Annotated in this window: 20 protein-coding genes, 3 tRNA genes and 1 pseudogene; 18 read left to right on the top strand and 6 right to left on the bottom strand. The window is 69.2% G+C overall.

Going from position 1 to position 23,742, the window contains the following annotated elements; all coding sequences use genetic code 11:
* The first annotated feature begins 224 nt into the window (after positions 1-224).
* Positions 225-437: a hypothetical protein gene (locus C3488_RS19845; protein ID WP_103841266.1), complete on the top strand. Its 213-nt coding sequence runs from the start codon at positions 225-227 to the stop codon at positions 435-437.
* 48 nt (positions 438-485) lie between these two features.
* Here the strand turns inward: C3488_RS19845 and C3488_RS19840 are convergent, their stop codons facing one another.
* From C3488_RS19840 to C3488_RS19830, 3 genes are all read right to left on the bottom strand, one after another.
* Complete coding sequence (locus C3488_RS19840) at positions 486-860, bottom strand: nuclear transport factor 2 family protein (RefSeq protein WP_258053517.1); 375 nt, start codon at positions 858-860, stop codon at positions 486-488.
* An 11-nt stretch (positions 861-871) separates the two neighbouring features.
* Positions 872-1,528 carry an SDR family oxidoreductase gene (locus tag C3488_RS19835; protein WP_103841219.1) on the bottom strand — a complete coding sequence of 219 codons (657 nt, stop codon included), beginning with the start codon at positions 1,526-1,528 and terminating at the stop codon, positions 872-874.
* A 123-nt stretch (positions 1,529-1,651) separates the two neighbouring features.
* Positions 1,652-2,923 (bottom strand): amidohydrolase family protein, encoded by a 1,272-nt coding sequence (locus C3488_RS19830; RefSeq protein ID WP_103841217.1) that lies wholly within the window; start codon positions 2,921-2,923, stop codon positions 1,652-1,654.
* 201 nt (positions 2,924-3,124) lie between these two features.
* Between C3488_RS19830 and C3488_RS19825 the strand changes: the two genes are divergently transcribed.
* The 6 genes from C3488_RS19825 (at position 3,125) to C3488_RS19800 (ending at position 5,794) form a co-directional block, all read left to right on the top strand.
* Positions 3,125-3,197 (top strand) — tRNA-Thr (locus C3488_RS19825).
* Positions 3,198-3,243: 46 nt separating this feature from the next.
* A tRNA-Met gene (locus C3488_RS19820) sits at positions 3,244-3,316 on the top strand.
* A gap of 89 nt (positions 3,317-3,405) precedes the next feature.
* Positions 3,406-3,570, top strand: coding sequence for a 50S ribosomal protein L33 (gene rpmG, locus C3488_RS19815; RefSeq protein WP_067397031.1), 165 nt, complete (start codon positions 3,406-3,408; stop codon positions 3,568-3,570).
* 183 nt (positions 3,571-3,753) lie between these two features.
* The gene (locus tag C3488_RS19810; RefSeq protein WP_103841213.1) at positions 3,754-4,209 is read left to right on the top strand and encodes a MaoC family dehydratase N-terminal domain-containing protein; all 456 of its coding nucleotides are present in this window, start codon (positions 3,754-3,756) and stop codon (positions 4,207-4,209) included.
* A gap of 5 nt (positions 4,210-4,214) precedes the next feature.
* On the top strand, positions 4,215-4,643 hold the full coding sequence (locus tag C3488_RS19805; RefSeq protein WP_103841262.1) for a MaoC family dehydratase: 429 nt from the start codon (positions 4,215-4,217) through the stop codon (positions 4,641-4,643).
* 95 nt (positions 4,644-4,738) lie between these two features.
* Complete coding sequence (locus C3488_RS19800; protein WP_103841211.1) at positions 4,739-5,794, top strand: UDP-N-acetylmuramate dehydrogenase; 1,056 nt, start codon at positions 4,739-4,741, stop codon at positions 5,792-5,794.
* A gap of 75 nt (positions 5,795-5,869) precedes the next feature.
* Here the strand turns inward: C3488_RS19800 and C3488_RS19795 are convergent, their stop codons facing one another.
* Positions 5,870-6,502, bottom strand: coding sequence for an NAD(P)-dependent oxidoreductase (locus tag C3488_RS19795; protein WP_103841209.1), 633 nt, complete (start codon positions 6,500-6,502; stop codon positions 5,870-5,872).
* Between the two features lie 124 nt (positions 6,503-6,626).
* Between C3488_RS19795 and C3488_RS19790 the strand changes: the two are divergent.
* A pseudogene (locus C3488_RS19790) lies at positions 6,627-7,251 on the top strand (TetR/AcrR family transcriptional regulator).
* Between the two features lie 108 nt (positions 7,252-7,359).
* Here the strand turns inward: C3488_RS19790 and C3488_RS19785 are convergent.
* Both C3488_RS19785 and C3488_RS19780 read right to left on the bottom strand, forming a co-directional pair.
* Positions 7,360-8,424: an adenosine deaminase gene (locus C3488_RS19785; protein WP_103841207.1), complete on the bottom strand. Its 1,065-nt coding sequence runs from the start codon at positions 8,422-8,424 to the stop codon at positions 7,360-7,362.
* Between the two features lie 132 nt (positions 8,425-8,556).
* Complete coding sequence (locus C3488_RS19780) at positions 8,557-9,783, bottom strand: pyridoxal phosphate-dependent aminotransferase (protein WP_103841205.1); 1,227 nt, start codon at positions 9,781-9,783, stop codon at positions 8,557-8,559.
* A 260-nt stretch (positions 9,784-10,043) separates the two neighbouring features.
* On the opposite strand from C3488_RS19780, the gene C3488_RS19775 reads away from it, so the two are divergent.
* From C3488_RS19775 to C3488_RS19725, 10 genes are all read left to right on the top strand, one after another.
* Positions 10,044-10,116: transfer RNA gene (locus C3488_RS19775), tRNA-Trp, on the top strand.
* 109 nt (positions 10,117-10,225) lie between these two features.
* On the top strand, positions 10,226-10,513 hold the full coding sequence (secE, locus tag C3488_RS19770; protein ID WP_055493151.1) for a preprotein translocase subunit SecE: 288 nt from the start codon (positions 10,226-10,228) through the stop codon (positions 10,511-10,513).
* Positions 10,514-10,593: 80 nt separating this feature from the next.
* The gene (gene nusG / locus C3488_RS19765) at positions 10,594-11,427 is read left to right on the top strand and encodes a transcription termination/antitermination protein NusG (protein ID WP_103841203.1); all 834 of its coding nucleotides are present in this window, start codon (positions 10,594-10,596) and stop codon (positions 11,425-11,427) included.
* Positions 11,428-11,656: 229 nt separating this feature from the next.
* On the top strand, positions 11,657-12,091 hold the full coding sequence (rplK, locus tag C3488_RS19760; protein ID WP_023547415.1) for a 50S ribosomal protein L11: 435 nt from the start codon (positions 11,657-11,659) through the stop codon (positions 12,089-12,091).
* A gap of 93 nt (positions 12,092-12,184) precedes the next feature.
* Positions 12,185-12,910, top strand: coding sequence for a 50S ribosomal protein L1 (gene rplA / locus C3488_RS19755; RefSeq protein ID WP_103841201.1), 726 nt, complete (start codon positions 12,185-12,187; stop codon positions 12,908-12,910).
* Between the two features lie 160 nt (positions 12,911-13,070).
* Positions 13,071-13,940 (top strand): hypothetical protein, encoded by an 870-nt coding sequence (locus C3488_RS19750; protein WP_103841199.1) that lies wholly within the window; start codon positions 13,071-13,073, stop codon positions 13,938-13,940.
* 313 nt (positions 13,941-14,253) lie between these two features.
* Positions 14,254-14,784: a 50S ribosomal protein L10 gene (rplJ, locus tag C3488_RS19745; protein ID WP_103841197.1), complete on the top strand. Its 531-nt coding sequence runs from the start codon at positions 14,254-14,256 to the stop codon at positions 14,782-14,784.
* 117 nt (positions 14,785-14,901) lie between these two features.
* Positions 14,902-15,291, top strand: a complete 390-nt coding sequence (rplL, locus tag C3488_RS19740) for a 50S ribosomal protein L7/L12 (RefSeq protein ID WP_103841195.1) — start codon at positions 14,902-14,904, stop codon at positions 15,289-15,291.
* 961 nt (positions 15,292-16,252) lie between these two features.
* Positions 16,253-19,738 carry a DNA-directed RNA polymerase subunit beta gene (rpoB, locus tag C3488_RS19730; RefSeq protein WP_103841193.1) on the top strand — a complete coding sequence of 1,162 codons (3,486 nt, stop codon included), beginning with the start codon at positions 16,253-16,255 and terminating at the stop codon, positions 19,736-19,738.
* A 97-nt stretch (positions 19,739-19,835) separates the two neighbouring features.
* Positions 19,836-23,735, top strand: coding sequence for a DNA-directed RNA polymerase subunit beta' (locus C3488_RS19725; RefSeq protein WP_103841191.1), 3,900 nt, complete (start codon positions 19,836-19,838; stop codon positions 23,733-23,735).
* Positions 23,736-23,742: the final 7 nt, after the last annotated feature.

Genomic DNA, 23,742 nt, shown 5'->3' with positions numbered 1-23,742 from the left:
GCTAGTGGGAATCGGCCCCTGACCAGCAAGTCTGGTCGGGGGCCGATCTCGTTCGGGCCTACTGCCCGGCACTGTGGTTCCCCGTGGCCCCTGCTCGTCCTGGCACGCGCATGGCGTCCGCCATGACCTTGATCACGCGTACCAGCCCCGACGCCCCTCCCGTGTCTCTGACGGCCACCGGCCGTTTCCTCTCCCCGCCGAGCCGGTTCTCGTACGCTGAACCCATGTCGTCGCCCCGCAGGACCTGCCCCCAGTGCCGGCGGGACATCGCCGTCGTCGCGGGGCGGTTCGCGCGCCACGATCCGCCGGGGACGCGGAGCGGCGGGACGCTCGTCTCCTGTCCCGGGTCCCGTCGGCTCGCGCAGGCCGACGCCGCGCAGCCCACCCTCGACGGGTATGCCGTACCGGAGTTCCCCGGTCAGCTTCCGCTGTTCTGAGGGCGGTCTCCAGGGGCGCTCCGAACCCGTCCGCCGACCGACGAGCCGTCAGGGCCGCCGGACGTCCATCCGGCTCACCAGGCCCTCCGCGTCGAAGCGGTACACATGCTCGACGGTGTCCGCAGCCCACTCGTCGCCCGTCCGCGTGCGTCTGCCGGGCCGCACGGTGGCGACGACCGCCTCGCCGTCGTCCTCCGGGCGCAGCCCCTCAAGGCGTACCAGCGGGTGGCCGGAGGCGAACTGGCGTGCCCAGTACGCGCGTACCTCCTCGCGGCCGCGCAACCGTACGCCGTCGAGGACGTTCGGCCAGTCGACGTCCGGGGACAGGCAGTGCAGGACGAACGCGTCCCGTTCGTCCGTGGCGAACACCTCGTACATCCGCGTCAGCAACGCCGCCCGCGACGGCGGAATCCCCTCCGGCATCCCCGCCCCGCTCAGTTCCCGGCCACCGACTTCACCGCCACGGACACCGGGGTCGAACCGCTGATCAGCTCCAGCGTCAGACCGGCCGTCGCGGGTGTGTCGACGAGTTCCGCCAGAACCGCCGCCACGTCGTCGCGCGGGATGGCGCCGCGCCCCGTGTGCGCCTCCAGGCGGACCAGGCCCTTGCCGGCGTCGTCCGTCAGGGAGCCGGGGCGCAGGATCGTCCAGTCCAGGGACTTGTGGGCGCGTACATAGGCGTCGGCCTCGCCCTTGGCGCGCAGGTACACGTCGAAGACCTCGTCGCCCGGGCGTTCCGGATCGGCGCCCATCGACGACACGACGACGAACCGGCGCACGCCCGCCCGTTCCGCCGCGTCCGCGAACAGGATCGCCGCGTCCCGGTCCACCGTGTGCTTGCGCTCCGCGCCGCTGCCCGGGCCCGCACCCGCCGCGAAGACGGCCGCGTCGGCTCCCCGCAGATGCGCGGCGACCTCCTCCGCCGACGCCGACTCCAGGTCGCACACGATCGGCTCGGCGCCCGCCTCCCGTAGATCGTCGGCCTGTTCCGCCCGGCGGATGACCCCCGCGACCTCGTCGCCGCGCGCGGCGAGCAGCCGCTCCAGCCGCAGCGCGATCTGACCATGACCTCCAGCGATGACAATGCGCATGTTTCCGACCGTACGCCCCGACGGGGCCTTTTGCCCCACGACTCCCACGACTTCACGCACAGCGGAGCGCGCCTTCCCGCCCCGCGCAACGACCGCACGTCAGGGCCGAGTTGTCCCCGGCCGTCACGACGGCTCCGCCCGGCCCTGCCGTGGCAGCTCCAGCGCCACCGCGGCCGAGTCGCAGTACTCCCGCACCGCGCTCGTACGAGCCACCAGGCGCCCCCGGTGGATCACCACCCGGCTGTAGGCCAGCGACAGCGCGCCGGCCAGCCCGTCGGCGCGCACCGCGAGCAGTTCCGCCGGGAAACCCGCCTCCACGCGCACCTCAGGCAGCCCGAGCGCCGCCCGCGCCGACGCGCTCACCATGTCGTACGCGTCCTCGGTGGACACCCCGTACCGCGAGGCCAGCAGGTAGGCCGCCTCCAGCGGGTCTCCGCGCCCGACCGGGTTCGCCGGGTCCCTCAGTGCCCCGCTGCCCGCCGCGACCCGCACCCCGGCCGACCGCAGCAGGCGCACCGGAGCCGTGCCGCGCCGGCCGATGGCGCCGCAGCCGCCCTGTGGCAGGCACACCACGGTGACCCGGGCAGCGGCGAGCCGGTCCGCGACGCGGGCGGCCGTCCCCGCCGTGAGGCGCCCGAGGCCGCCGCACGGACCGAGCGTCACCCCGGGCCGCAGACCGGCCGCCATCGCCGCGAGCCGGGACAGCCGCACCGGATCGCGGGTGTCCGTGTGCAGGTCGACCGGGCAGCCGAACTCCGAGGCGATCTGCAGGACCGCCTCCACGTACCCGGCGGGATCGGGGTCCGCGTCCGGGCAGCCGCCCACCACCGTCGCGCCCATCTTCACCGCGTCCCGCAGCATCGCGAGCCCGTCCGCGCCGGCGGCCCCGGTCAGCACTCCCGGCATCGCCACAGCCGTCAGCTCGGCGAGCCCGCGCAGCGAGCGCCGCGCCCTCAGTACGGCGCCCAGCGCGTCCAGCCCCGGTTCACCGATGCGCACGTGGGAGCGCAGGGCCGTCGCGCCGTGCCCGAGTTGCAGCAGCACGGCCTCGGTGGCGCGACGCTGGACCTCCTCCGGAGGGGGCGCCTGTGGTCCGGGGCCGCCCGAACCCCGCGAGTCGCCCGTGCCGTCGGCGGACAGGGCCGTGTCGCAGTGGGCGTGCGGCTCGGCGGGGGCCGGCAGGAGCAGATAGCCGCGCAGGTCGACGCGGGCGCCGACGGCACCGGTCGCCAGGCTGCCGGGTGTGCCGACGGCCTCGATACGACCACCACCGAGCCGCACGTCCACCGTCCGGCCGTCGGTGAGCCGGGCCCCGCACAGCAGCAGGGTGGCGGAGTCGGCGGGGTCCGACGGCGAGGGCGGGAAGCGGGGCGGCTGCGGTCGGCTGTCGGGCATCGCGCTCCTGTGGTCCACGGCACCAAAGGCAAGATCACGCAGGGTGACTCGAGCCTAGGGTTGCGGCCCGGCCGGGGCGGGGAGGAGCGCAATAGTCGTACCGGGGGTGTGGTGCGCGGGGGCACCGGGAACAGTACGGACGGGGTGCGGCGAAACGGATTTGGGCGAACGGCAGGCGACCGTGTAATGTCTTCATCGCTCGCCCCAATAGCTCAGTCGGCAGAGCGTCTCCATGGTAAGGAGAAGGTCTACGGTTCGATTCCGTATTGGGGCTCTGATGGGAGAGGTTCCCGCCGCGAGGCAGGGCCCGATCGCATCGCAGCGGTGTAGCTCAGTCGGTAGAGCAAGCGGCTCATAATCGCTGTGTCACCGGTTCAAGTCCGGTCACCGCTACTCACAGTAGCCGATTGCGGGGTCGGTCCTTCGATCGGCTACTCTTTCTTGCGTTAATTTCGTCTACCCGTTCGTCAAGGAGCACTCACGTGGCTGCCACCGACGTCCGCCCGAAGATCACGCTGGCCTGCGTGGAGTGCAAGGAGCGGAACTACATCACCAAGAAGAACCGGCGCAACAACCCGGATCGTCTTGAGCTGAAGAAGCACTGCCCGCGTTGCAACGCGCACACCGCGCACCGCGAGACGCGCTGATCCGGACTCATCAGCGAGGCCGTCCCCTACAGCAGGGGGCGGCCTCGTGTCGTTGCGGCCCGCGCATCGCTCGTTCGTTGTCAGATGCGACGATGTGGGCGGTCCGCAGGCCCGGACCGTCCTCGGACCGGGCGGGTCGTCCAGCGCGGTCAACCACAGCACACACCAGGAGGTGCCGAGCCCATGGCGCTCGACCAGTCCTTCGTGGGGCGGTCCTACCCGCCCACCGATCCCTATGAGGTCGGCCGGGAGAAGATCCGTGAGTTCGCGGAGGCGATCGGGGACGCCAACCCGGCCTACACCGATCCGGAGGCCGCCAAGGCGCTCGGTCACCCCGATGTGATCGCCCCGCCGACGTTCGTGTTCGCGATCACGTACAAGGCCGCGGGCCAGGTCATCGAGGACCCGCAGCTCGGCCTCGACTACAGCCGGGTCGTGCACGGTGACCAGAGGTTCGTCTACACCCGCCCGGTCCGCGCCGGCGACCTGCTCAGCGTCACCTCGACCATCGAGTCGATCAAGAGCCTGGCCGGCAACGACGTCCTGGACATCCGAGGCGAGGTCCACGACGAGGTCGGTGAGCACGTGGTGACCGCCTGGACCAAGCTCGTCGCCAGGGCGCCGGAAGAGGGGGAGTGACCCGGATGACCGCGAAGATCGCGTACGACACCGTCGAGGTCGGCGCCGAACTGCCTGCTCAGACCTTCCCCGTGACCCGCGCCACACTCGTGCGCTACGCGGGCGCCTCCGGGGACTTCAACCCGATCCACTGGAACGAGAAGTTCGCCAAGGAGGTCGGCCTGCCGGACGTCATCGCGCACGGCATGTTCACCATGGCCGAGGCGATCCGTGTGGTGACCGACTGGGTGGGCGACCCCGGCGCGATCGTCGAGTACGGCGTCCGCTTCACCAGGCCCGTCGTCGTCCCCAACGACGACCAGGGCGCCCTCGTCGAGGTGAGCGGCAAGGTCGGGGCAAAGCTCGACGACAACACGGTCCGCGTCGACCTCACGGCGACCAGCGGCGGCCAGAAGGTGCTGGGCATGTCGCGAGCGCTCGTACGGCTGGCCTGACCCGCGGTCGGGGCTTTCGGTAAGGGGCGCTCGCCATTGCGGGCGCCCCTTACGTCGTGCCGGGGCTGTCGGTGCCGTCTCGTAGTCTTGGGCGCGTGCAGGAACTCCACGACGCCCCGCTCGCCCCGCTGACCACCTTCCGACTGGGCGGCCCCGCGCACCGCCTGATCACCGCCACCACCGACGCCGAGGTGATCGAAGCCGTCCGCGAGGCCGACGACTCGGGTACGCCGCTGCTGCTGATCGGCGGCGGATCCAACCTGGTCATCGGCGACAAGGGCTTCGACGGCACCGCCCTGCGCATCGCGACGAAGGGCTTCTCCCTCGACGGCACGAAGCTGGAGCTGGCCGCGGGCGAGGTGTGGAGCGACGCCGTCGCCCGCACGGTCGAGGCCGGGCTCGCCGGTATCGAGTGCCTGGCCGGAATCCCGGGCTCCGCGGGCGCGACCCCGATCCAGAACGTCGGGGCGTACGGCCAGGAGGTCTCCTCCACGATCACCGAGGTGATCGCCTACGACCGCAGGACCCGCGAGACGGTCACGATCCCGAACGCCGAGTGCGCGTTCTCGTACCGTCACAGCCGCTTCAAGGCCGACCCCGACCGCCATGTCGTCCTGCGGGTCCGCTTCGAGCTTCAGGACGCGGACGGACTGTCCGCGCCCATCCGGTACGCCGAGACGGCCCGCGCCCTCGGCGTGGAGCCCGGCGACCGTGTGCCGCTGGCCGACGCCCGCGAGACCGTGCTGAAGCTGCGTTCGGGGAAGGGCATGGTCCTGGACCCGGAGGACCACGACACCTGGTCGGCGGGCTCCTTCTTCACCAACCCCATCCTCACGGACCGGGACTTCGCCGCGTTCCGCACCCGCGTGAAGGAGCGGCTGGGCGAGGAAGCGGAGCCGCCCGCGTACCCGGCGGGGGAGGGGCACACCAAGACATCGGCGGCCTGGCTGATCGACCGGGCGGGCTTCACCAAGGGGTACGGCACCGGGCCCGCCCGTATCTCCACCAAGCACACCCTGGCCCTCACCAACCGGGGCGGCGCCACCACCGAGGACCTGCTCGCGCTGGCCCGCGAGGTCGTGGCGGGGGTACGCGAGGCCTTCGGGATCACGCTGGTGAACGAGCCGGTGACGGTCGGCGTCAGCCTCTGACCCAGCCGGCCGGCCACAGGTCGGGCTCGGCCCCGACCTGTGGCCGGCCGCCGCAGGTCGGCCGCCGCAGGTCCTCTAGTAAGCCACGCCTACTCCCTGTTTGACCGTGGCCGGGTCGTCGATCATCCGCAACATCGCGTGGGCGACGTCGGCGCGGGCGATGAAACGGCCCTTGGGGGGATTCCCGCCGACGACCGTGCGGTACGCGCCGGTGAGCGGCTTGTTCTGCAGGCGCGGCGGGCGGACGACCGTCCAGTCCGTGGTGCTGCGGGCCAGTTCCTCCTCCATCTCCCTGAGATCGGCGTACACGTCTTTCAGCAGCAGGGAGACCAGTCCGCGTACCGCGCGGTCGAGCGGTCCGTCACCCTCGGCTTCGGGACCGATCGGAGCCGCGCTCACCACGACCAGGCGCCGCACCGCCTCGGCCTCCATGGCACGCAGGACCGTACGGGTCAGGCGGGTGGCGACCCCCGCGTCCTTGCGGCTTCGCGCACCGAGTCCCGACAGCACCGCGCCCCGGCCGCTCACCGCCGGACGTAGCGCCTCCGCGTCGGTCAGGTCGGCCCGGACCACGTCCAGAGCCGTGCCGGTCACGGTGAGCCGGGCTGGGTCCCGTACGACGGCCGTGACCTGGTGGCCAGTCGCCAGGGCCTGCTTGACGATCTCCTGGCCGATGCCCCCGGTGGCGCCGAAAACGGTGAGTCTCATGGCTTTCGTCTCCCCTGGTCGATCTGGTGGGTGAATGTTCACTCACCAGCTGGCCTCTAGAGTGAGTAAGTACGCACCCACCCGTCAAGCCTCCATCGGGCAGGCCGTGGAATCCTTGGGCCCCATGCAGCACAGAAGCGCGCAGACGGCAGCGCAGACCGCGCCGACGCGGGTCCGGATCCTCGACGCCGCGCACGAGCTCATGCTCACGGTGGGGCTCGCCCGGGCCACGACCAAGGAGATCGCCAAGGCGGCGGGCTGTTCCGAGGCTGCGCTCTACAAACACTTCGCCAGCAAGGAGGAACTGTTCATCGGGGTGCTGGCGGAGCGGCTGCCGCAGCTGACACCGCTGATCAGCCGCCTTGTGGCCGAGCCGGGGGGGCCACACCCTCGAGGAGAACCTCACCGCCATCGCCCGTCAGGCGGCTCTCTTCTACGAGCAGAGCTTTCCGATCGCGGCGTCGCTGTACGCCGAGACACAGCTCAAGAGGCGCCACGACGAGGCACTGCGGCAGATGGGGGCGGGGCCGCACATGCCGATACGGCTGCTGGACACGTACCTGCGGGCCGAGCAGGCGGCGGGGCGGGTGCGTACGGAGGCCGACACGTTCGCGGCGGCGTCGCTGTTGCTGGGCGCGTGCGCGCAGCGGGCGTTCGCCTACGAGGCGGCGGAGGAACGGCCGCCGGTGGACGACTTCGCGCACCGCCTGGCGCGCACCCTGCTGAACGGCATCGCGCCAGGGGAGTAGCCGGGGAGGAGCGGCCCGGAGCCGGGCGGCCCGGGGCCGAGTGGCCCGGGGCCGAATGGCTCGGCAAGGTGATCGCCGCCGCCCCCGCCCTGCGACCGGGCCGGGTGCTCAGGCGCCGGACGGCCCCGGCGTGCTCAGCCAGTCGTCGACCCCCGCCAGCAGTTTCACCTTCACGTCCTCCGGGGCCGCCGAGCCCCGTACCGACTGGCGGGCCAGTTCCGCCAGTTCCTCGTCCGTGAAGGCGTGGTGGCGGCGCGCCAGTTCGTACTGGGCCGCCAGGCGGGAGCCGAAGAGCAGGGGGTCGTCGGCGCCCAGGGCCATCGGGACGCCCGCCTCGTAGAGCGTCCGCAGCGGGACGTCCTCCGGCTTCTCGTACACCCCGAGGGCCACGTTCGACGCCGGGCACACCTCGCAGGTCACGCCCCTGTCGGCGAGGCGCCGGAGCAGGCGCGGGTCCTCCGCGGCCCGTACGCCGTGGCCCACACGGTTCGCGTGCAGGTCGTCCAGGCAGTCGCGCACCGAGGCCGGGCCCGTCAGCTCGCCCCCGTGCGGGGCGGAGAGCAGGCCGCCGTCGCGGGCGATGGCGAAGGCGCGGTCGAAGTCCCGCGCCATGCCCCGCCGTTCGTCGTTCGACAGGCCGAAGCCGACCACGCCCCGGTCGTGGTAGCGGACCGCCAGGCGGGCCAGCGTGCGCGCGTCCAGAGGGTGCTTCATACGGTTCGCGGCGACCAGGACCCGCATGCCGAGGCCCGTCTCCCGCATCGCCGTCTCCACCGCGTCCAGGATGATCTCCAGCGCCGGGATCAGGCCGCCGAGGCGGGGCGCGTACGACGTCGGATCGACCTGGATCTCCAGCCAGCCGGAGCCGTCCTTGATGTCCTCCTCCGCGGCCTCGCGCACCAGCCGCTGGATGTCCTCGGGCTCCCGCAGGCACGAGCGCGCCGCGTCGTAAAGCCGCTGGAAGCGGAACCAGCCCCGCTCGTCCGTCGCCCGCAGTCTCGGCGGTTCCCCGCTGGTCAGGGCTTCGGTGAGCGCCTCGGGCAGACGCACGCCGTACTTGTCGGCCAGTTCCAGCAGGGTGGCGGGCCGCATCGATCCGGTGAAGTGCAGGTGCAGATGGGCCTTCGGCAGCCGAGAGAGATCACGCTCAGCAGCATCACGTACGTGCTCCATTCCAGGATCCTGCCGTACGCCCCCGCCGCCCCGGTAGCGCTTTCCCCGAACGTGGTCTTGCTCGCACACGCGAACGGGCCGCCTCCCCGAAGGGAAACGGCCCGCACATGCGCGTGAAGGACGCGGGGGACGTCAGTCCCGCGCCTCCGCCAGCAGCTTCTGGATCCGGCTCACGCCCTCGACCAGGTCCTCGTCCCCGAGCGCGTACGACAGCCGCAGGTAGCCCGGCGTGCCGAACGCCTCGCCCGGGACCACCGCGACCTCGGCCTCCTCCAGGATCAGCGCGGCCAGCTCCACCGTGTCCTTCGGGCGCCTGCCGCGGATCTCCTTGCCGATCAGAGCCTTCACCGACGGGTACGCGTAGAACGCGCCCTCGGGCTCCGGGCACACCACGCCGTCGATCTCGTTCAGCATCCGCACGATGGTCTTGCGGCGCCGGTCGAAGGCCTCGCGCATCTTCGCGACCGCGTCCAGGTCGCCCGACACGGCGGCCAGCGCGGCCACCTGGGAGACGTTCGCCACGTTCGACGTGGCGTGCGACTGCAGGTTCGTCGCCGCCTTCACGACGTCCTTCGGGCCGATGATCCAGCCGACCCGCCAGCCCGTCATCGCGTACGTCTTCGCCACGCCGTTGACGACCACGCACTTGTCGCGCAGCTCCGGCAGGAGCGCGGGCAGCGACACGCGGGCCGCGTCGCCGTACACCAGGTGCTCGTAGATCTCGTCCGTCAGCACCCACAGGCCGTGCTCGACGGCCCAGCGGCCGATCGCCTCGGTCTCGGCCTCGGTGTAGACCGCGCCGGTCGGGTTGGAGGGGGAGACGAACAGGACGACCTTCGTCTTCTCGGTGCGGGCCGCCTCCAGCTGCTCGACGGAGACGCGGTAGCCGGTCGTCTCGTCCGCGACGACCTCCACCGGGACACCGCCGGCCAGCCGGATCGACTCCGGGTACGTCGTCCAGTACGGCGCCGGGACGATCACCTCGTCCCCGGGGTCGAGGATCGCGGCGAAGGCCTCGTAGATGGCCTGCTTGCCGCCGTTGGTGACGAGGATCTGCGAGGGATCCACCTCGTAGCCGGAGTCACGCAGCGTCTTGGCGGCGATCGCGGCCTTCAGCTCGGGCAGGCCGCCGGCCGGCGTGTAGCGGTGGTACTTCGGGTTCTTGCAGGCCTCGACGGCCGCTTCGACGATGTAGTCCGGCGTCGGGAAGTCGGGCTCACCGGCGCCGAAGCCGATCACCGGGCGCCCGGCGGCCTTGAGGGCCTTCGCCTTGGCGTCAACGGCGAGGGTGGCGGACTCGGAGATCGCCCCGATCCGGGCGGAGACCCGGCGCTCGGTGGGAGGGGTTGCAGCGCTCATGAGGTCCATGGTTTCAGACGGGAAACGCGCCCGGCACGCGGGTTTCACAGACTGAACGGCAACGGATCGACGGCTGAACAAGTGTCCGGATTCGCGCCCCCAACCGGCCGATCTTTCACGGGCAAGACACCTACCGGCGCTTTCTGTTCGACGCCCGGCCGTGGAACACGTACACTCTCACCTCGTTGGCCTTCAGCGGTCGCTACCGGGCGGTGCACACCGAGCACCCGGCTGGATGCGGTACGTTGGGGTACACACAAAGGGTCGTAGCTCAATTGGTAGAGCACTGGTCTCCAAAACCAGCGGTTGGGGGTTCAAGTCCCTCCGGCCCTGCTACACACTCCTTCACCAGGAAGTGTGCGCACAGTACGTACGTATTGCACTCGCCGTGCGGCTCCACCGGGCGCGGCACGGCCACGACCCGGGAATCAGGTGAGGACGAGTGACGGACGCCGTGGGCTCCATCGACATGCCTGACGCCCAGGATGAGGTGCAGGAGTCGAAGAAGAAGGCCCGTAAGGGTGGCAAGCGAGCCAAGAAGGGCCCGCTGAAGCGCCTTGCCCTCTTCTACCGCCAGATCATCGCGGAACTCCGCAAGGTCGTCTGGCCGACCCGTAACCAGCTGACGTCGTACACCACCGTGGTGATCTTCTTCGTCGCGATCATGATCGCCCTGGTGACCCTGATTGACTATGGGCTCAACCACGCCGCCAAGTACGTCTTCGGCTGAGCCGAGAGCGAAGGACGCCGTCGTGCCCGGCGTCCCTTTCGCATGTTCCACCCCTATGTATCCAGGAAGAAGCAGCCACCGTGTCTGACCCGAACCTGAACGACGCCATGGAGCCTCGCGGGGAGGCCGTCGAGTCCGTGGATGACGAGCTCGACATCGTCGAGGGCGCGGACGAGGTCGACGAGGCCGAGGCTGCCGAAGCCGCCGCGGGCGAGCCGGCCGAGGAGACCGCCCTGCACGTGGAGGGCGAGGACGAGGCCGCGTCCGAGGACGCCGAGGCCGAGCCGGAGCCCGAGCTCGACCCGGTCGAGAAGCTGCGCGAGGAGCTGCGCTCGCTGCCCGGCGAGTGGTACGTGATCCACACCTACGCCGGCTACGAGAAGCGGGTGAAGGCGAACCTGGAGCAGCGTGCCGTCACGCTGAACGTCGAGGAGTACATCTACCAGGCCGAGGTCCCCGAGGAAGAGATCGTCCAGATCAAGAACGGCGAGCGGAAGACCGTCAAGCAGAACAAGCTGCCCGGTTATGTGCTCGTCCGTATGGACCTGACGAACGAGTCCTGGGGCGTCGTCCGCAACACGCCCGGTGTCACGGGCTTCGTCGGCAACGCCTACGACCCCTACCCGCTGTCCCTCGACGAGGTCGTCAAGATGCTCGCCCCGGAGGCCGAGGCCAAGGCCGCCCGCGAGGCAGCCGAGGCCGAGGGCAAGCCGGCCCCGCAGCGCAAGGTCGAGGTCCAGGTGCTGGACTTCGAGGTCGGCGACTCGGTCACCGTCACCGACGGCCCGTTCGCCACGCTGCAGGCGACCATCAACGAGATCAACCCCGACTCGAAGAAGGTCAAGGGCCTGGTGGAGATCTTCGGCCGCGAGACGCCGGTCGAGCTCTCCTTCGACCAGATCCAGAAGAACTAGTTCCGTCTGGTTCCGTCTGGCTCCACTGCCGCACCAGCCACCGGTCAGGTCGGACGGGCTCCCCCTGGGGGCCGTCTGACCTGTCGGTTTTTGGCCGCGCAACAGTACCCGTTATCGTTGTGCGGTATGCCTCCATCCGGATGATCCGGGCGATCGCGCCCACGGTGATCCGGGCGATCACGCCCAAGGATGGCGGCGGAAAACTCTCACTAAGGACCCGGAGAGAGCTATGCCTCCCAAGAAGAAGAAGGTCACGGGGCTCATCAAGCTCCAGATCCAGGCCGGTGCCGCCAACCCGGCCCCGCCGGTCGGTCCGGCGCTGGGTCAGCACGGCGTCAACATCATGGAGTTCTGCAAGGCCTACAACGCCGCGACCGAGTCGCAGCGCGGTTGGGTCATCCCGGTGGAGATCACGGTCTACGAGGACCGCTCCTTCACCTTCGTGACCAAGACTCCGCCGGCCGCGAAGATGATCCTCAAGGCCGCGGGCATCGAGAAGGGCTCCGGCGAGCCGCACAAGACCAAGGTCGCCAAGATCACCGAGGCGCAGGTCCGCGAGATCGCCCAGACCAAGATGCCCGACCTCAACGCGAACGACCTGGACGCTGCCGCGAAGATCATCGCCGGCACCGCGCGCTCCATGGGCGTCACGGTCGAGGGCTGACCCCCACCTTCGTAGAACCATGCGGCCACAGCCGCACGTGGCAGGGCCTGCTCGGCCCGTACCACGACTCCTTCAGAACCCACAGGAGCAGTTGTGAGCAAGCGCAGCAAGGCTCTCCGCGCTGCGGACGCCAAGATCGACCGGGAGAAGCTGTACGCCCCGCTCGAGGCCGTCCGTCTCGCCAAGGAGACCTCCACGACCAAGTTCGACGGCACCGTCGAGGTCGCCCTGCGTCTGGGTGTCGACCCGCGCAAGGCCGACCAGATGGTCCGTGGCACCGTGAACCTCCCGCACGGCACCGGTAAGACCGCCCGGGTCCTGGTCTTCGCGACCGGTGACCGTGCCGAGGCCGCTCGTGCCGCGGGCGCCGACATCGTCGGCGCCGACGAGCTGATCGACGAGGTGTCGAAGGGCCGTCTGGACTTCGACGCCGTCGTCGCCACCCCGGACCTCATGGGCAAGGTCGGCCGCCTCGGCCGCGTGCTCGGTCCCCGTGGTCTGATGCCGAACCCCAAGACCGGCACCGTGACCCCGGACGTCGTGAAGGCCGTCAACGACATCAAGGGCGGCAAGATCGAGTTCCGCGTCGACAAGCACTCGAACCTGCACTTCATCATCGGCAAGACGTCCTTCGACGACACCAAGCTGGTGGAGAACTACGGCGCGGCGCTGGAGGAGATCCTCCGTCTGAAGCCGTCCGCCGCCAAGGGTCGCTACATCAAGAAGGCCGCGGTCAGCACCACGATGGGCCCCGGCATCCCGGTCGACCCGAACCGCACCCGCAACCTCCTCGTCGAGGAGGACCCGGCCGCGGTCTGAGCCTAAGGCTCACCCAGTCGGTCACGGGCCCCGCACCTTCGAGGTGCGGGGCCCGTCGGCGTCTGAGACATGGGGCACATGCCGTTTCGCCGGAGGTGCGTGCCGAACCCCCTGGGCCGGAGTTAGCGTGAAGATCACTGAGCGCACCAGGGGGGAACGTATGAAGGACGGCATCTTCAGGCGTGGGGTCCTCCCCGTCTCGGTGGCCCTCGCCCTGTTCGCACTGACGGCGTGCGGCCACTTCGGAGACGGTGACTCATCCCGGCCCTCCGCGGAGCCGTCCGGCGGCCGGGCCGCCCACGTGGACCCACGGTCACTGGCGGCCCTGCGAGCCGTCGAGAAGGCCACCGAGAAGGCCGGCTCCGCGCGGGTGGAGTCCACGACGTCCATGGGCGGCATGCTCGCCCTGGAGACGGGCGGCCTGCTCGGCTGGGCCGGCGAGTCGGTGGGCACGCTCCGGATCACCTACACGGGCGGGCAGCTCGCCGAGACGATGCGCGCGCTGGGCAGTACGTCGATGGAGGCCCGGCTGCTGCCGGACGCCTACTACGCGAAGGTGGGCGACGCGTTCGCGCGGCGCCTGCACGGCCGGCACTGGATCAGGTACGCCTACGACGACCTGGCGTCCCTGCCGGGCGGCTCGGGGGCGTATCTCACGGACCAGCTGCGCAACACCGCGCCGCTGCAGCCGGTCAGGCTGCTGCTGGCCGCCGGGGACGTGCGCAGGGTCGGCGAGGAGACGGTGCGCGGCCGCCGTACCACGCACTACTCGGGCACGGTCACTCCGGCGTCCCTCACGGGCGGCCTCAGGGAGCAACTGGAGCAGGCCGGTGTCACCGAGGAGACGGTCGACGTCTGGGTCGACGACCACGATCTGCTGGTCAAGAAGACCGAGCGGGGCGAGCTGTCGAGCGGCCGGATGTCCTCGACGGCGTACTACCGGGACTACGGCACGAAGATCTCGACGACGAAGCCGCCGGCGGCGGACACGGCCGACTTCAAGGACCTGATGAAGACCCAGGGCTCATGACGGGAGACCGTGCACGGAGCTGAACCGCGGGAGCCGATTTGCTTGGCGGCGATCCGTTCCCGTACTCTCCTACAGAAGCCAAAGACCGCTGGTCGTTGCCGTGCGCTCGAACGAGGGCGCGGTGGCCGAAGGATCCGCTGAACTGCGGACGACCCGCGCAGGTGACAGTGGAAGAGCTCCCGGAGTGCGTGCGTCGTGACGTGCGTACGGCCGGTCGAGTCCGCCCCGTGCGCCTGCGCCGGGGCGTTTCGTTTTCCCCAGTCCTCCTTCGGGTCCGCGCGGTCCGAATCACCCGGAAGGAGGCCGAGGCTCTATGGCGAGGCCCGACAAGGCTGCCGCGGTTGCGGAGCTGACGGACAAGTTCCGCAGCTCCAACGCCGCCGTGCTGACCGAGTACCGCGGTCTCACCGTGGCGCAGCTCAAGAACCTGCGCCGGTCGCTCGGTGAGAACGCCCAGTACGCCGTGGTGAAGAACACGCTGACCAAGATTGCGGCCAACGAGGCCGGGATCACGCTGGACGACCAGCTCTTCGCTGGTCCGACGGCCGTCGCCTTCGTCACCGGTGACCCGGTGGAGTCGGCGAAGGGTCTCCGTGACTTCGCCAAGGACAACCCGAATCTCGTCATCAAGGGCGGTGTCCTTGACGGCAAGGCGCTGTCCGCCGACGAGATCAAGAAGCTTGCGGACCTCGAGTCCCGCGAGGTTCTGCTCAGCAAGCTGGCCGGTGCCTTCAAGGCGAAGCAGTCCCAGGCTGCCTCCGTCTTCCAGGCGCTGCCGTCGAAGCTCGTCCGCACCGTGGACGCGCTGCGCGCCAAGCAGGCCGAGCAGGGCGGTGCCGAGTAACTCGGCTCGCTTTCTGATCCTGGCCGTCTGACGCGGCGAGGGTCGCAGCGGGCCGACGTACGCCCGCCTTATCCAGTACATCCGGCACCTGCCGATTTGAGTGGAAGGACCGCCATCATGGCGAAGCTCACCCAGGACGAGCTGCTTGCCCAGTTCGAGGAGATGACCCTCATCGAGCTCTCCGAGTTCGTGAAGGCCTTCGAGGAGAAGTTCGACGTCACCGCCGCCGCTGCCGCGCCGGTCGTCGTCGCCGGTGGTGCCGCTGGTGGCGCCGCTGCCGAGGCCGAGGAGGAGAAGGACGAGTTCGACGTCATCCTCACCGGTGCCGGCGACAAGAAGATCCAGGTCATCAAGGTCGTGCGCGAGCTGACCTCCCTGGGCCTGAAGGAGGCCAAGGACCTGGTCGACGGTGCGCCGAAGCCGGTTCTCGAGAAGGTCAACAAGGAGGCCGCGGACAAGGCCAAGGAGTCCCTCGAGGGCGCCGGCGCCTCGGTCGAGGTCAAGTAAGACCTCCCGCGGGTCCACCAGGACTCCGGGTCCGTACAGGACCCGAGGGGGCCGTACGGAGCGATGCTCCGTACGGCCCCCTTTCGCATGTGCCGACACCCTTTGCGGCCGGTGGAGCCCGCCGGCGGCGACGGCTGCCGGCGCCCGGCCGGGTCGGTGGCGCGGAAGCGGGGCGGCCACCGCCCGGCTCCGTCGGGGCACACCCGGCACCAACGGGCGCCGCCCGGCTCTGCTCCGGCCCCGGAGCCGGGCGCCCGGGGCCTCTGCCCGGCGGTGCCTGGGCCGGGGGCCCGGGCCGCCCTGATGCCCACCCGGATGCGGTGGCGCTCTCGCCGAGCCCCTCCGAACGCCATCACCCGGACGCCGTAACGCCTCGTCCCCGATCTCCCGAACGCCTCACCCTCAAGGCTGTAACGCGAACGCGGCGAGGTGCGATCATCCATCCGGGTGGTCGCTCTTCGGCGTTCCGGGGGGTCCGGTGGCGGCTGCCTTGCGTGCGTCGCCGTGGGGGGTATGGTGATCTTCGGTCGTGCCTCCCGAGGGCCCCGGTGACAGGTCGAACGTGACGATGGCAGCACCCGGTTTGGGCAAGGGGGGCCTTGACGAACCGCACGCAGCGCGCAATTCTCAGGACGCGTCGTCACTACGATCCGGATCCGAGGCATGGATCGACGACGAAGAGGGCAGTATCGATGTGCATCGAAGGCGTGGCGTGCCGCAGGTGTTGAGGGACAACGAGGGCCTCCAGCGGAAGCCTGAAAACCCGCACTGGACATCAGTGTGCCTTGTGGCTACACTGACCCTTTGCGCTGCCTGTTAGCTGCCTCCTGCCCGTCACCAGGAGCACGCCCCACGCTTGAGCACCGAGCATATGGAGTCTCTGACCTGAGGCTTTCCATCTCTGTGCCCGGCCGGGACCGGGACGCGCGTAGTGAGTCCGAGCCCTCGGAAGGACCCCCTCTTGGCCGCCTCGCGCAACGCCTCGACCGCGAATACGAACAACGGCGCCAGCACCGCCCCGCTGCGCATCTCCTTTGCAAAGATCAAGGAGCCCCTCGAGGTTCCGAACCTTCTCGCGCTGCAAACCGAGAGCTTCGACTGGCTGCTCGGCAACGACGCGTGGAAGGCTCGCGTCGAGGAGGCTCTGGAGAACGGTCAGGACGTCCCCACCAAGTCCGGCCTCGAGGAGATCTTCGAGGAGATCTCCCCGATCGAGGACTTCTCCGGGTCGATGTCGCTGACGTTCCGGGACCACCGCTTCGAGCCGCCGAAGAACTCGATCGACGAGTGCAAGGAGCGCGACTTCACCTACGCCGCGCCGCTCTTCGTCACGGCCGAGTTCACCAACAACGAGACCGGTGAGATCAAGTCCCAGACCGTCTTCATGGGCGACTTCCCGCTCATGACGAACAAGGGCACTTTCGTCATCAACGGCACCGAGCGTGTCGTGGTGTCGCAGCTGGTCCGTTCCCCCGGTGTCTACTTCGACTCCACCATCGACAAGACGTCCGACAAGGACATCTTCTCCGCCAAGATCATCCCGTCCCGGGGTGCCTGGCTGGAGATGGAGATCGACAAGCGCGACATGGTCGGTGTGCGCATCGACCGCAAGCGCAAGCAGTCCGTCACCGTCCTCCTGAAGGCGCTCGGCTGGACCACCGAGCAGATCCTCGAGGAGTTCGGCGAGTACGAGTCCATGCGCGCCACCCTGGAGAAGGACCACACCCAGGGCCAGGACGACGCGCTGCTCGACATCTACCGCAAGCTGCGCCCGGGCGAGCCCCCGACGCGTGAGGCCGCGCAGACGCTGCTCGAGAACCTCTACTTCAACCCCAAGCGCTACGACCTCGCCAAGGTCGGCCGCTACAAGGTCAACAAGAAGCTGGGTACGGACACCCCGCTGGACGCGGGCATCCTGACCGTCGAGGACATCATCGCGACGATCAAGTACCTGGTGAAGCTGCACGCCGGCGAGACCGAGACCACCGGTGACAACGGCGAGACGGTCGTGGTCGAGACCGACGACATCGACCACTTCGGCAACCGTCGTCTGCGCAGCGTCGGCGAGCTCATCCAGAACCAGGTCCGCACGGGTCTGGCGCGTATGGAGCGTGTCGTCCGCGAGCGCATGACGACCCAGGACGTCGAGGCGATCACGCCGCAGACCCTGATCAACATCCGGCCGGTCGTCGCCTCCATCAAGGAGTTCTTCGGCACCAGCCAGCTGTCGCAGTTCATGGACCAGAACAACCCGCTGTCGGGTCTCACCCACAAGCGCCGTCTGTCGGCTCTTGGTCCGGGTGGTCTGTCCCGTGAGCGGGCCGGCTTCGAGGTCCGTGACGTGCACCCCTCGCACTACGGCCGCATGTGCCCGATCGAGACGCCCGAAGGCCCGAACATCGGTCTGATCGGCTCGCTCGCCTCCTACGGCCGCGTCAACGCGTTCGGTTTCGTCGAGACCCCGTACCGCAAGGTCATCGACGGCCAGGTCACCGACGAGGTGGACTACCTGACCGCCGACGAGGAGGACCGCTTCGTCATCGCGCAGGCCAACGCGCCGCTGACCAGCGACCTCCGCTTCGAGGAGAACCGCGTGCTCGTCCGCCGCCGTGGCGGCGAGGTCGACTACGTCAGCCCCGAGGACGTCGACTACATGGACGTCTCGCCGCGCCAGATGGTGTCGGTCGCGACCGCCATGATCCCCTTCCTCGAGCACGACGACGCCAACCGCGCGCTCATGGGCGCGAACATGATGCGCCAGGCCGTTCCGCTGATTAAGTCGGAGGCCCCGCTCGTCGGCACCGGCATGGAGTACCGCTCCGCCGTCGACGCCGGCGACGTCGTCAAGGCCGAGAAGGCCGGTGTGGTCCAGGAGGTCTCCGCGGACTACATCACCACCGCCAACGACGACGGCACGTACATCACGTACCGCCTGGCCAAGTTCGCCCGCTCCAACCAGGGCACCTCGGTCAACCAGAAGGTCATCGTCAACGAGGGCGACCGCGTCATCGAGGGCCAGGTCCTCGCCGACGGTCCGGCCACCCAGAACGGCGAGATGGCGCTCGGCAAGAACCTGCTGGTCGCCTTCATGCCCTGGGAAGGCCACAACTACGAGGACGCGATCATCCTCAGCCAGCGCCTGGTCCAGGACGACGTCCTCTCCTCGATCCACATCGAGGAGCACGAGGTCGACGCCCGTGACACCAAGCTCGGCCCCGAGGAGATCACCCGGGACATCCCGAACGTCTCCGAGGAGGTCCTCGCCGACCTCGACGAGCGCGGCATCATCCGCATCGGTGCCGAGGTCATCGCGGGCGACATCCTCGTCGGCAAGGTGACCCCGAAGGGTGAGACCGAGCTGACCCCCGAGGAGCGCCTGCTGCGCGCGATCTTCGGTGAGAAGGCCCGTGAGGTCCGTGACACCTCGCTGAAGGTGCCGCACGGCGAGACCGGCAAGGTCATCGGCGTGCGCGTCTTCGACCGCGAGGAGGGCGACGAGCTGCCGCCGGGCGTGAACCAGCTGGTCCGCGTCTACGTGGCGCAGAAGCGCAAGATCACCGACGGTGACAAGCTCGCCGGCCGTCACGGCAACAAGGGCGTCATCTCGAAGATCCTGCCGATCGAGGACATGCCGTTCCTGGAGGACGGCACCCCGGTCGACATCATCCTCAACCCGCTGGGTGTGCCGTCCCGAATGAACCCGGGACAGGTCCTGGAGATCCACCTCGGCTGGCTCGCCAGCCAGGGCTGGGACGTCTCCGGCCTGGCGGACGAGTGGGCGCAGCGCCTGCAGGCGATCGGCGCCGACCAGGTCGAGCCGCGCACCAACGTCGCCACCCCGGTGTTCGACGGTGCCCGCGAGGACGAGCTGGCCGGTCTGCTGCAGCACACGCTGCCGAACCGCGACGGCGACCGCATGGTCCTCCCGTCCGGCAAGGCCAGGCTGTTCGACGGCCGCTCCGGTGAGCCGTTCCCGGACCCGATCTCGGTCGGGTACATGTACATCCTGAAGCTGCACCACCTGGTCGACGACAAGCTGCACGCCCGCTCGACCGGTCCGTACTCCATGATCACCCAGCAGCCGCTGGGTGGTAAGGCCCAGTTCGGTGGCCAGCGCTTCGGCGAGATGGAGGTGTGGGCCCTCGAGGCCTACGGCGCCGCGTACGCCCTCCAGGAGCTGCTGACCATCAAGTCCGACGACGTCACCGGCCGCGTGAAGGTCTACGAGGCCATCGTCAAGGGCGAGAACATCCCCGAGCCCGGCATCCCCGAGTCCTTCAAGGTGCTCATCAAGGAGATGCAGTCGCTCTGCCTGAATGTGGAGGTGCTGTCCAGCGACGGTATGTCCATCGAGATGCGCGACACCGACGAGGACGTCTTCCGCGCTGCGGAGGAGCTCGGCATCGACCTGTCCCGGCGCGAGCCGAGCAGCGTCGAAGAGGTCTGACGGGAGTCCGGCGGGCCTCCTGACCAGGAGGCCCGCCGACCCCCAGGCCCCCGTTTCAGACCAAAGACTTAACGACCCTGAGAGGGATTGACGCATAGTGCTCGACGTCAACTTCTTCGACGAGCTCCGGATCGGCCTGGCCACCGCTGACGACATCCGTCAGTGGAGCCACGGCGAGGTCAAGAAGCCCGAGACCATCAACTACCGCACCCTCAAGCCCGAGAAGGACGGCCTCTTCTGCGAGAAGATCTTCGGCCCCACCCGGGACTGGGAGTGCTACTGCGGCAAGTACAAGCGCGTCCGCTTCAAGGGCATCATCTGCGAGCGCTGTGGCGTCGAGGTCACGCGCGCGAAGGTGCGTCGTGAGCGGATGGGCCACATCGAGCTGGCCGCGCCCGTCACGCACATCTGGTACTTCAAGGGCGTCCCGTCGCGCCTGGGTTACCTGCTCGACCTCGCTCCGAAGGACCTGGAGAAGGTCATCTACTTCGCGGCGTACATGATCACGTACGTCGACGAGGAGCGCCGTCAGCGCGACCTGCCCTCGCTGGAGGCCCACGTCTCCGTCGAGCGTCAGCAGATCGAGCAGCGCCGCGACGCCGACCTGGAGGCCCGCGCCAAGAAGCTCGAGGCGGACCTCGCCGAGCTGGAGGCCGAGGGCGCCAAGGCCGACGTGCGCCGCAAGGTGCGCGAGGGTGCCGAGCGCGAGATGAAGCAGCTGCGCGACCGTGCGCAGCGCGAGATCGACCGCCTCGACGAGGTGTGGACCCGGTTCAAGAACCTCAAGGTCCAGGACCTCGAGGGCGACGAGCTGCTCTACCGCGAGCTGCGCGACCGCTTCGGCACGTACTTCGACGGCTCGATGGGTGCCCAGGCGCTGCAGAAGCGCCTGGAGTCCTTCGACCTCGAGGAGGAGGCGGAGAAGCTCCGCGAGATCATCCGTACCGGCAAGGGCCAGAAGAAGACCCGTGCCCTCAAGCGCCTGAAGGTCGTCTCCGCGTTCCTGCAGACGTCCAACAGCCCCAAGGGCATGGTCCTGGACTGCGTCCCGGTCATCCCGCCGGACCTCCGCCCGATGGTGCAGCTGGACGGTGGCCGCTTCGCGACCTCCGACCTGAACGACCTGTACCGCCGTGTCATCAACCGCAACAACCGTCTGAAGAGGCTCCTGGACCTCGGTGCCCCGGAGATCATCGTCAACAACGAGAAGCGCATGCTTCAGGAGGCCGTTGACGCCCTCTTCGACAACGGTCGTCGCGGCCGCCCGGTGACCGGTCCCGGTAACCGCCCGCTGAAGTCCCTCAGCGACATGCTGAAGGGCAAGCAGGGCCGCTTCCGTCAGAACCTGCTCGGCAAGCGTGTCGACTACTCGGCGCGTTCCGTGATCGTCGTCGGTCCGCAGCTGAAGCTGCACCAGTGCGGTCTGCCGAAGGCGATGGCGCTGGAGCTGTTCAAGCCGTTCGTGATGAAGCGCCTGGTCGACCTGAACCACGCGCAGAACATCAAGTCGGCCAAGCGCATGGTGGAGCGCGGCCGCACGGTCGTGTACGACGTCCTCGAAGAGGTCATCGCCGAGCACCCGGTTCTGCTGAACCGTGCGCCCACCCTGCACCGCCTCGGCATCCAGGCCTTCGAGCCGCAGCTGGTCGAGGGCAAGGCCATCCAGATCCACCCGCTCGTCTGCACCGCGTTCAACGCGGACTTCGACGGTGACCAGATGGCCGTGCACCTGCCGCTGTCCGCGGAGGCGCAGGCCGAGGCCCGCATCCTGATGCTGTCCTCGAACAACATCCTCAAGCCGGCCGACGGCCGTCCGGTGACGATGCCGACCCAGGACATGGTCCTCGGTCTGTTCTTCCTCACCACCGACGGCGAGATGCGCGACGTGAAGGGCGAGGGCCGCTCGTTCGCGTCCGTGGCCGAGGCGATCATGGCGTTCGACGCCGGCGAGCTCTCGCTGCAGTCGCGCGTGGACATCCGCTTCCCGGTGGGCACCATCCCGCCGCGCGGCTGGACCCCGCCGGTCCGCGAGGAGGGCGAGCCGGAGTGGCAGCAGGGTGACAGCTTCACGCTGAAGACCACGCTGGGCCGCGCGCTCTTCAACGAGCTGCTGCCCGAGGACTACCCGTTCGTCGACTACGAGGTCGGCAAGAAGCAGCTCTCCGAGATCGTCAACGACCTCGCCGAGCGTTACCCGAAGGTCGTCGTGGCGGCCACGCTCGACAACCTGAAGACGGCCGGCTTCTACTGGGCCACCCGTTCCGGCGTCACCGTCGCCATCTCCGACGTCGTCGTTCCCGAGGCGAAGAAGGAGATCGTCCGCGGCTACGAGGCGCAGGACGAGAAGGTCCAGAAGCAGTACGAGCGCGGTCTGATCACCAAGGACGAGCGCACCCAGGAACTGATCGCGATCTGGACCAAGGCGACCAACGAGGTCGCCGAGGCCATGAACGAGAACTTCCCGAAGACCAACCCGATCTTCATGATGGTGAACTCGGGTGCACGAGGCAACATGATGCAGATGCGTCAGATTGCCGGTATGCGTGGTCTGGTGTCGAACGCGAAGAACGAGACCATCCCGCGGCCCATCAAGGCGTCGTTCCGTGAGGGTCTGTCCGTGCTGGAGTACTTCATCTCCACGCACGGTGCCCGTAAGGGTCTCGCGGACACCGCTCTGCGTACCGCCGACTCGGGTTACCTGACCCGTCGTCTGGTGGACGTGTCGCAGGACGTCATCATCCGCGAGGAGGACTGCGGCACGGAGCGCGGCCTCAAGCTCCACATCGCCGAGCGCGGCGCCGACGGCGTGCTGCGCAAGGCGGACAACGTGGAGACGTCCGTGTACGCGCGCTGCCTCGCCGAGGACATCGTCGTCGACGGTCAGGTCCTGGCCCCGGCCGGCACCGACCTGGGCGACGTGCTCATCGAGGAGCTCGTCTCGCGCGGCGTCGAGGAGGTCAAGACCCGTTCGGTCCTGACCTGCGAGTCCGCGGTCGGTACCTGCGCCATGTGCTACGGCCGTTCGCTGGCCACCGGCAAGCTGGTCGACATCGGTGAGGCGGTCGGCATCATCGCCGCCCAGTCCATCGGTGAGCCCGGCACCCAGCTGACGATGCGTACCTTCCACACCGGTGGTGTGGCCGGTGACGACATCACCCAGGGTCTGCCGCGTGTCGTCGAGCTCTTCGAGGCCCGTACCCCGAAGGGTGTCGCCCCGATCTCCGAGGCCTCCGGCCGCGTCCGGATCGAGGAGACCGAGAAGACCAAGAAGATCGTCATCACGCCGGACGACGGCAGCGACGAGACGGCCTACCCGATCTCGAAGCGCGCCCGACTCCTGGTCAGCGAGGGCGAGCACGTCGAGGTGGGCCAGAAGCTCACCGTGGGTGCCACCAACCCGCACGACGTGCTGCGCATCCTGGGCCAGCGTGCCGTCCAGGTCCACCTGGTCGGCGAGGTCCAGAAGGTGTACAACTCGCAGGGTGTGTCGATCCACGACAAGCACATCGAGATCATCATCCGGCAGATGCTCCGCCGTGTGACGATCATCGAGTCCGGCGACGCCGAGCTGCTGCCCGGCGAGCTGGTCGAGCGCTCGAAGTTCGAGCAGGAGAACCGTCGTGTGGTCCAGGAGGGCGGTCACCCGGCCTCCGGTCGTCCGCAGCTCATGGGTATCACCAAGGCCTCGCTGGCGACCGAGTCCTGGCTGTCGGCGGCGTCCTTCCAGGAGACGACCAGGGTCCTCACGGACGCGGCGATCAACGCCAAGTCCGACTCCCTGATCGGCCTCAAGGAGAACGTCATCATCGGTAAGCTCATCCCGGCCGGTACGGGCCTCGCCCGCTACCGCAACATCCGGGTCGAGCCGACCGAGGAGGCCAAGGCCGCGATGTACTCGGCCGTGGGCTACGACGACATCGACTACTCGCCGTTCGGCACTGGCTCCGGCCAGGCCGTGCCGCTGGAGGACTACGACTACGGTCCGTACAACCAGTAAGCGAGCA

Source organism: Streptomyces sp. Ru72 (genome assembly GCF_002920635.1).
In the GTDB taxonomy this organism is placed as follows: domain Bacteria; phylum Actinomycetota; class Actinomycetes; order Streptomycetales; family Streptomycetaceae; genus Streptomyces.
The sequence above is the reverse complement of the archived record's forward strand: the minus strand, read 5'-3'. Positions and strand labels throughout refer to the sequence as shown.

Bases quoted from the DNA above. Each gene is read 5' to 3' on its own strand.
- C3488_RS19845 (WP_103841266.1), top strand. From the start codon at position 225: ATGTCGTCGCCCCGCAGGACCTGCCCCCAGTGCCGGCGGGACATCGCC.
- C3488_RS19840 (WP_258053517.1), bottom strand. From the start codon at position 860: ATGCCGGAGGGGATTCCGCCGTCGCGGGCGGCGTTGCTGACGCGGATG.
- C3488_RS19835 (WP_103841219.1), bottom strand. From the start codon at position 1,528: ATGCGCATTGTCATCGCTGGAGGTCATGGTCAGATCGCGCTGCGGCTG.
- C3488_RS19830 (WP_103841217.1), bottom strand. From the start codon at position 2,923: ATGCCCGACAGCCGACCGCAGCCGCCCCGCTTCCCGCCCTCGCCGTCG.
- C3488_RS19810 (WP_103841213.1), top strand. From the start codon at position 3,754: ATGGCGCTCGACCAGTCCTTCGTGGGGCGGTCCTACCCGCCCACCGAT.
- C3488_RS19805 (WP_103841262.1), top strand. From the start codon at position 4,215: ATGACCGCGAAGATCGCGTACGACACCGTCGAGGTCGGCGCCGAACTG.
- C3488_RS19795 (WP_103841209.1), bottom strand. From the start codon at position 6,502: ATGAGACTCACCGTTTTCGGCGCCACCGGGGGCATCGGCCAGGAGATC.
- C3488_RS19785 (WP_103841207.1), bottom strand. From the start codon at position 8,424: ATGGAGCACGTACGTGATGCTGCTGAGCGTGATCTCTCTCGGCTGCCG.
- C3488_RS19780 (WP_103841205.1), bottom strand. From the start codon at position 9,783: ATGAGCGCTGCAACCCCTCCCACCGAGCGCCGGGTCTCCGCCCGGATC.
- rplK (WP_023547415.1), top strand. From the start codon at position 11,657: ATGCCTCCCAAGAAGAAGAAGGTCACGGGGCTCATCAAGCTCCAGATC.
- C3488_RS19750 (WP_103841199.1), top strand. From the start codon at position 13,071: ATGAAGGACGGCATCTTCAGGCGTGGGGTCCTCCCCGTCTCGGTGGCC.
- rplJ (WP_103841197.1), top strand. From the start codon at position 14,254: ATGGCGAGGCCCGACAAGGCTGCCGCGGTTGCGGAGCTGACGGACAAG.
- rplL (WP_103841195.1), top strand. From the start codon at position 14,902: ATGGCGAAGCTCACCCAGGACGAGCTGCTTGCCCAGTTCGAGGAGATG.